Genomic DNA, 6728 nt, shown 5'->3' with positions numbered 1-6728 from the left:
CCCGGCGCCCAGGGCGAGCGCTGCCGCGGACCCGGCCCCCACTGCCCCGGCCAGGAACGCCCGCCGGTCCGGCCCGCTCACCGCGCCCACTCCTCGCCCGGCACCGCCGGGACGTGGCCAGGCATGACGTGGTAGCGCTGGGGAGCCACCGGCTCCCCCTTTCGGCTGCTGTACATCGGCCGGGACCTGCCTTCCGGTTGGATGCCGACGACGTCCGTCGCCCCGCCGCCGGGTCCGGAACACCCGCCCGGCGCGGGCGTCCTGGTGTCGCGGGCTCGGTGGGGGAGAGGTGACCGCGGAGCCCCCGTCCGCTCGCGGACCGGGTTCGACGTCGACTGGACCTCACGTGCCAATGGGCCTGCGGCGATGCATGCCGCCTGAATGCCATCAACGCTAGAAGGGTCGCCAAACTGCCGTCAAGGCATCGGCATCCCCTGCTTGAGGCGGGCAACCGGGTGGCATGCCAGGGGTGTTGACGCTCCGCCGGTCGCGTCCTAGTTTTCTCTCCTGAGACCTGGGTGAACGCCCGAGGAGGCAATCAGTGGCAGGTCATCCCATCGCCGCGCCGACCGCCCTCAGGGTCGGCCACCTCACCGACCCTCTCGGCATCGACTCCGAACACCCCGACCTCTCCTGGCGGTTGGCCGGCGGACGGCAGAGCGCCTACCGGATCCAGGTGGCCTCCACCCCCGAACTCCTGGCCGCCGACGCCTGCGACCTGTGGGACAGCGGACGGGTCGCGGGGGAGCGCACCGGCGGAGTGGAGTACGGCGGCAAGCCGCTCGGCTCGGCCCGGCGCGCGCACTGGCGGGTGCGGGTCTGGGGGATGCCGGACGAGGAGACCGTCTCGCCGTGGAGCGCCACGGCGTGCTGGGAGACCGGCCTGCTGGAGTGCTCCGACTGGGCGGGCGCCCAGTGGGTCACCGCCCCCGAGTGGGCCTCCCCGGACCTGCACGACCCGTCGAGCCCGCTGCCCCTGCTGGCCAAGGACTTCCACCTCGACCGCCCCGTCCGCCACGCCAGGCTCCACGTCACCGCGCTCGGGATCTACGAGCCCAGCGTCAACGGCTCCCGCGTCGGGGCGGCCTACCTCGAACCCGGCTGCACGGCCTACGACAAGCGGCTCCTCTACGCCACGTACGACATCACCGACGCCCTGCGCGAGGGGGACAACACGGTCGGGCTGCTGCTGGGCAACGGCATCGCCAACGTGCCCAATGTGCCCGGGCGTTACGAGAAACTGCACGTCAGCTACGGCCTGCCCAAGGCGCTTGCCGTGGTGCGCGTCGAGTACGCCGACGGCACACACGCCCGCGTCGCCACCGACGGGACCTGGCGCACCGCCCTCGGCCCGATCACCCTCTCGGCCTGGTTCGGCGGCGAGGAGTACGACGCCCGGCGGGAGACCCCCGGCTGGGACACCCCGGCCGCCGACCCCTCGCGCTGGCGGCCCGCCGCGGTGGCCGAAGCCCCGGACGCGACCCTGTCGGCCCGCACACATCCGCCCATCGAGATCGTCGAAACCGTCACGCCGGTCTCCATCACCGAACCGGCGCCCGGGGTCCACGTCTTCGATCTGGGCGTCAACATCGCGGGCCTCCCCGAGCTGAGCGTCTCCGGGCCGCCCGGCACCGCCGTGGTGCTGCGCCCCGCCGAGCTGCTGTACGAGGACGGCACCGTCAACCAGCGCTTCACCGGCCGCCAGTGCTACGACCGCTACACCCTGCGCGGCAGCGGCCCGGGCACCGGCAGCGGCAAGAGCAAGGGGAACGGCAAGGGCGACGCCCCCGGCGCCGCTGCCGTGACCGAGACCTGGCATCCGCGCACCGTCTACCACGGCTTCCGCTACGTCCAGGTCGAAGGCCTGCCGGGACTGCCCGGGCCGGACACCGTACGGGGCCTGGTGCTGCGCGCTGCCAACGCCCGGGCAGGCGGCTTCCGTTGCTCCGACGAGCTGCTGAACGGCATCCACCGGCTCATCGACCGCGCCGTCCAGGGCAACATGTACAGCGTTCTCACCGACTGCCCGCACCGCGAGAAGCTGGGCTGGCTGGAGGAGACCCACCTCGTCTTCCCGGCCGTGGCCCGCAACTACGACGTCGCCGCCTACTACCGCAAGCTCGTACGGGACATGGCCGACGCCCAGACCGACACCGGGCTCGTACCGGGCATCGCCCCCGAGTACACCGTCTTCGAGGACAAGTTCCGCGACGACCCGAACTGGGGCGGCGCCCTCGTCCTCGCCCCCTGGCACCTCTACCGAACCTACGGCGACACCACCACCCTCCGCGCCACCTACCCGCACATGCTGCGCTACCTCGACCACCTCGCCTCCCGGGCCGACAGCGGCGGCGCACTGCTCTCGCACGGCCTCGGCGACTGGATCGCCTTCGACGACTCCACACCGAAGGCCGTCACCGCGACCTTCGCCCACCACCGGATCGCCACCGCGCTGCGCGAGATCGCGGAAGTCCTCGGCCTCCCCGCCGACGCCCGGCGCCACGCGGACCTGGCCGACCGGATCGGCCGCGCCTTCCACTCCGCCTTCTTCGACCCGGCCAACCACACCTACGCCACCGGGAGTCAGGCCGCCGACGCCCTGGCCCTGGAGATGGGCGTGGTCCCCGAGGCCGAGCGCGGCGCCGTCCTCGACCACCTGATCGCGGGCATCCGTGCGGCCGGCGACCACGTCACCGTCGGCGAGGTCGCGCTGCCCTCGCTGCTGCGCGTGCTCACCGCCCATGGCCGCGACGACGTGGTCTGGGACCTCCTCCGCCGCACCGACAGCCCCAGCTACGGCTACCAGGTGGTGCACGGCGCGACCGCGCTGACCGAGCGCTGGGACGGTCCGACCCGGGGCTCCTCGCAGAACCACTTCATGCTCGGCGCCGCCGACGAGTGGTTCTTCGGCTCCCTCGCCGGCATCGGGCAGGCCGAGGACTCGACCGCCTTCGACCGGATCGTCCTCCGCCCCACGCCGGTAGGCGACCTGCGCCACGCGAGCGCCTGGTACGACACCCCGCGCGGCCGCGTCTCCAGCGCCTGGGAGCGCACGGAGGAGGGCGGGACCCTGCGGCTGGAGGTCACGCTGCCGCCAGGCCCCGACTCCCGGGTCGAGGTGCCCGTGCCCGACGGGGCGGGTGACGTCCGGGCCCCCGGGGCCGCCCGTCCGGTCGGCCGGACCGATGGCCGGGCCTCCTTCGAAGTGCCCCCAGGAGACTGGGAGTTCACCGTCACCTCCTGACCGGCTTGCGCCCGCTCCCGTCCGTGCCCGTGCCCGCGAATGCCCGTCAGCCCGCGACCGACCTGGCCCTGGCTACCGACCCGGCCCTGGCGACCGGCCCGCCCGGCCCCGCGACCGACCCGGACCACCCGGCTCTGTGATCGACCGTCCCCGCCGGCCTCGGCGGCGACCGGCCCGGGCCGCCCGGCCCCGGCCGACCGACTCCTTGGGAGAGGGATGCTGCCGTACTACGAGGACCACGAGCCCGGCACCGGCCGCCGCGAACCCCGCGCCGCCTTCACCTCGGACGCCGGACGGCTGAGCCTCAACGGCCGCTGGCTCTTCCGGCTCTCGCCGTCCCCGGACCGGGCGCCGCTGGACTTCCTGGCCCCCGAGCCCCCGGGCGACGGCTGGAGTGAACTGCCCGTGCCCTCCCACTGGGTCCTGCACGGCCACGACACCCCGCGCTACACCAACACCGCGTACCCATTCCCCATCGACCCCCCTCACGTGCCCGACGACAATCCAACGGGCGACCACCGCCTGGAGTTCCCGCTCCCCGGCACCTGGCGCCGGGAGGGCGCCGTACTGCGCTTCGAAGGCGTCGACTCCTGCTTCCGCGTCTGGCTCAACGGGCACGAGCTCGGCACCTCCAAGGGCAGCCGCCTCCCCGCCGAGTTCGAGGCCGGACAGGCCCTTCGGCCCGGCCGCAACGTGCTCGCGGTCCGGGTCCACCGCTGGTCCTCCGGCAGTTACCTGGAGGACCAGGACATGTGGTGGCTGCCCGGCATCTTCCGCGACGTGACCCTCCTGGAGCGCCCGGAAGGCTGCGTGGACGACTTCTTCGTCCACGCCGCGTACGACCACACCACCGGCCGCGGCACCCTGCGCGTCGACACCGACGCACCGGCGCTGCTCACCGTCCCCGGCCTCGGCATCACCGACCGCCCCGCCGGAGAGACCACCACCCTCGACCACGTCGAACCCTGGACCGCGGAGACCCCGCACCTCTACGACGCCCTGCTCACCACGCCGAACGAGCGCATCCCCCTGCGCATCGGCTTCCGCACCGTCGCCATCCGCGACGGCCGGCTCACGGTCAACGGAGCCCCCCTCCTGCTGCGCGGCGTCAACCGCCACGAACACGACCCGGACCGCGGCCGCGCCCTCGACCTCGCCACCATGCGCCGCGACGTGGAGCTGATGAAGCGCCACAACATCAACGCCGTCCGCACCAGCCACTACCCGCCCCACCCCGCCTTCCTCGACCTCTGCGACGAGCTGGGCCTGTGGGTGGTCGACGAGTGCGACCTGGAGACCCACGGCTTCATCCACGCCGACTGGCGCGGGAACCCCGCCGACGACCCGCGCTGGGAGCCGATGCTGCTCGACCGGATGCGGCGCACCGTCGAGCGGGACAAGAACCACCCCAGCGTCGTCGTCTGGTCGCTGGGCAACGAGTCCCACCACGGCAGCGGCTTCCGCGCCCTCGCCGAGTGGACCCGCGCCCGCGACGGCAGCAGGCCCCTGCACTATGAGCGCGACCGCACCTACCGCCACTCCGATTTCTACAGCCTCATGTACGCGCCCGTGCCCGAGGTCGAGCGCATCGGTCGCGCCGAGGAGGAGGCTCCGCCGGAGACGTACGGCGACCCGGCCGTGGAGGCGCGCCGCCGCTCCCTGCCCTTCCTGCTGTGCGAGTACGCGCACGCCATGGGCAACGGGCCCGGCTCGCTCGCCGCGTACCAGCGCGCCTTCGAGGAACACCCGCGCTGCGCGGGCGGGTTCGTCTGGGAGTGGATCGACCACGGCTTCCGCCGCCGCACCGCCGACGGCCGGGAGTACTTCGCGTACGGCGGTGACTTCGGCGACCGGCCCAACGGCGGGAACTTCTGCATCGACGGCCTGGTCTTCCCCGACCGCACCCCGTCGCCGGGGCTGATCGAGTACAAGAAGGCCATCGAGCCGGTGGCCGTCACCGGCGACCCCGCCCGCGGTTTCCTCACCTTCCGCAACCGGCACGACTTCCGCGACCTGGCGCACCTGCGGTTCACCTGGACCCTGGAGGACGAGGGGAAGCCCGTCGCCGAAGGGGAGCTCAAGGTCCCGCACGTACCCGCCCGGCAGGAGGCGGAGATTCCCGCACCCGCCCTGCCGCTGCCCGAAGTTCCCCGCGGGGAGCTGTGGTTGACCGTCCGGGCGGAGCTGGCCGCCGACCAGCCGTGGGCTCCCGCCGGGCACGAGGTCGCCTGGACCCAGTTCCCGGTCCCGCCCTCGACCCCGGACCCGACACAGCTCCCGACACCGGTTCAGTCCTGGACGCAGATCTCGAAACCGGCTCAGTCCCCGGACCCGTCCCCAGCTCCAGCACCGTTCCCTGACCCGGCTCCGTTCCCGCCCTCGGACTCGACACCGGCTCCGGCCCGGCGTCCTGCCGAACGCCCCGGGCCCCGCTTCCGTACGCCCTCCGACGCCCCACCGCTCCCGGCGGGCGACGGCATCGCCTTGGGCGGCGGAGAGTTCGACCCGCGCACCGGGCGACTGCGTGCCCTCGGAGCCCTCCGGCTCCAAGGCCCGAGCCTGGATATCTGGCGCGCCCCCACCGACAACGACATCGGCATGGGCCCCAACTCCGCCGTCAAGGACTGGCGCAGGGCGGGCCTGGACCGCATGGAGCACCGCACCGTCTCCGTCACCCCGGCGCCCGGCCGCATCGAGGTCGAGACCCGGATCGCCCCGGCAGGCCGGGACCGGGTTCTGCACACGCGGTACGTGTGGACCGCCGAGGAGACCGGCGCCCTGCGGCTCACCGTCCACGTCGTGCCCGAGGGCCCCTGGGAGGGCCTGACGCTCCCGCGCCTGGGCGTCCGGCTCGCCCTGCCCGCCGCGTACGAGCACGTGCGCTGGTTCGGCAAGGGGCCAGGCGAGGCGTATCCGGACAGCCAGGAGGCGGCCCGGGTGGGACTCTTCGACGCCACGGTCGACGAGCTCCAGACGCCGTACGTCGTCCCGCAGGAGAACGGGCACCGGGCGGCCGTGAGGTGGGCCGAACTCAGCCGTGCGAGTAGGGAATCCGGCGCCGACAGCGGATGGGGATCCGGCGCCGGCGGCGGATCCGGCCCCGCCTCCGGCCTCGCCTCCGCCATCGGCCTGCGGATCGAAGGAGCGCCGCACTTCGGGCTCACCGCCCGCCGCTGGACCACCGAGGACCTGGAGGCGGCCCGCCACCCCACCGACCTCGTCCCGCGCGACCGCGTCTTCGTCCACCTGGACCTGGCCCACCACGGCCTGGGCAGCGCCTCCTGCGGGCCCGGCCCGCTGCCGGAGCACCAACTGCGGCCCACGGAGACCACTTTCGAGCTCCTCTTCCGGACCGCGACCGACCTCCAGACCGCGACCGAACGTCGGACCGCGACCGAACCCCGGCCGGTCACCGAACCCCGGTCCCGGACCGAACCCCGGCCTCTGACCGGACTCTCGTCCCAGGCCGAACCCCGGCCCCAAA

2 protein-coding genes are annotated in these 6728 nt (G+C 73.8%); both read left to right on the top strand.

Annotated elements, in window-relative coordinates; genetic code table 11:
• Positions 1-541 precede the first annotated feature (541 nt).
• Positions 542-3244 carry an alpha-L-rhamnosidase gene (locus tag AOK16_RS07585; RefSeq protein ID WP_055471461.1) on the top strand — a complete coding sequence of 901 codons (2703 nt, stop codon included), beginning with the start codon at positions 542-544 and terminating at the stop codon, positions 3242-3244.
• Positions 3245-3460: 216 nt separating this feature from the next.
• Positions 3461-6728 (top strand): glycoside hydrolase family 2 TIM barrel-domain containing protein (locus AOK16_RS28050; protein WP_157859139.1); only part of this gene is annotated, 3268 nt, incomplete at its 3' end.

Source organism: Streptomyces pathocidini, assembly GCF_001418495.1.
In the GTDB taxonomy this organism is placed as follows: Bacteria; Actinomycetota; Actinomycetes; order Streptomycetales; family Streptomycetaceae; genus Streptomyces; species Streptomyces pathocidini.
The sequence above is the reverse complement of the archived record's forward strand: the minus strand, read 5'-3'. Positions and strand labels throughout refer to the sequence as shown.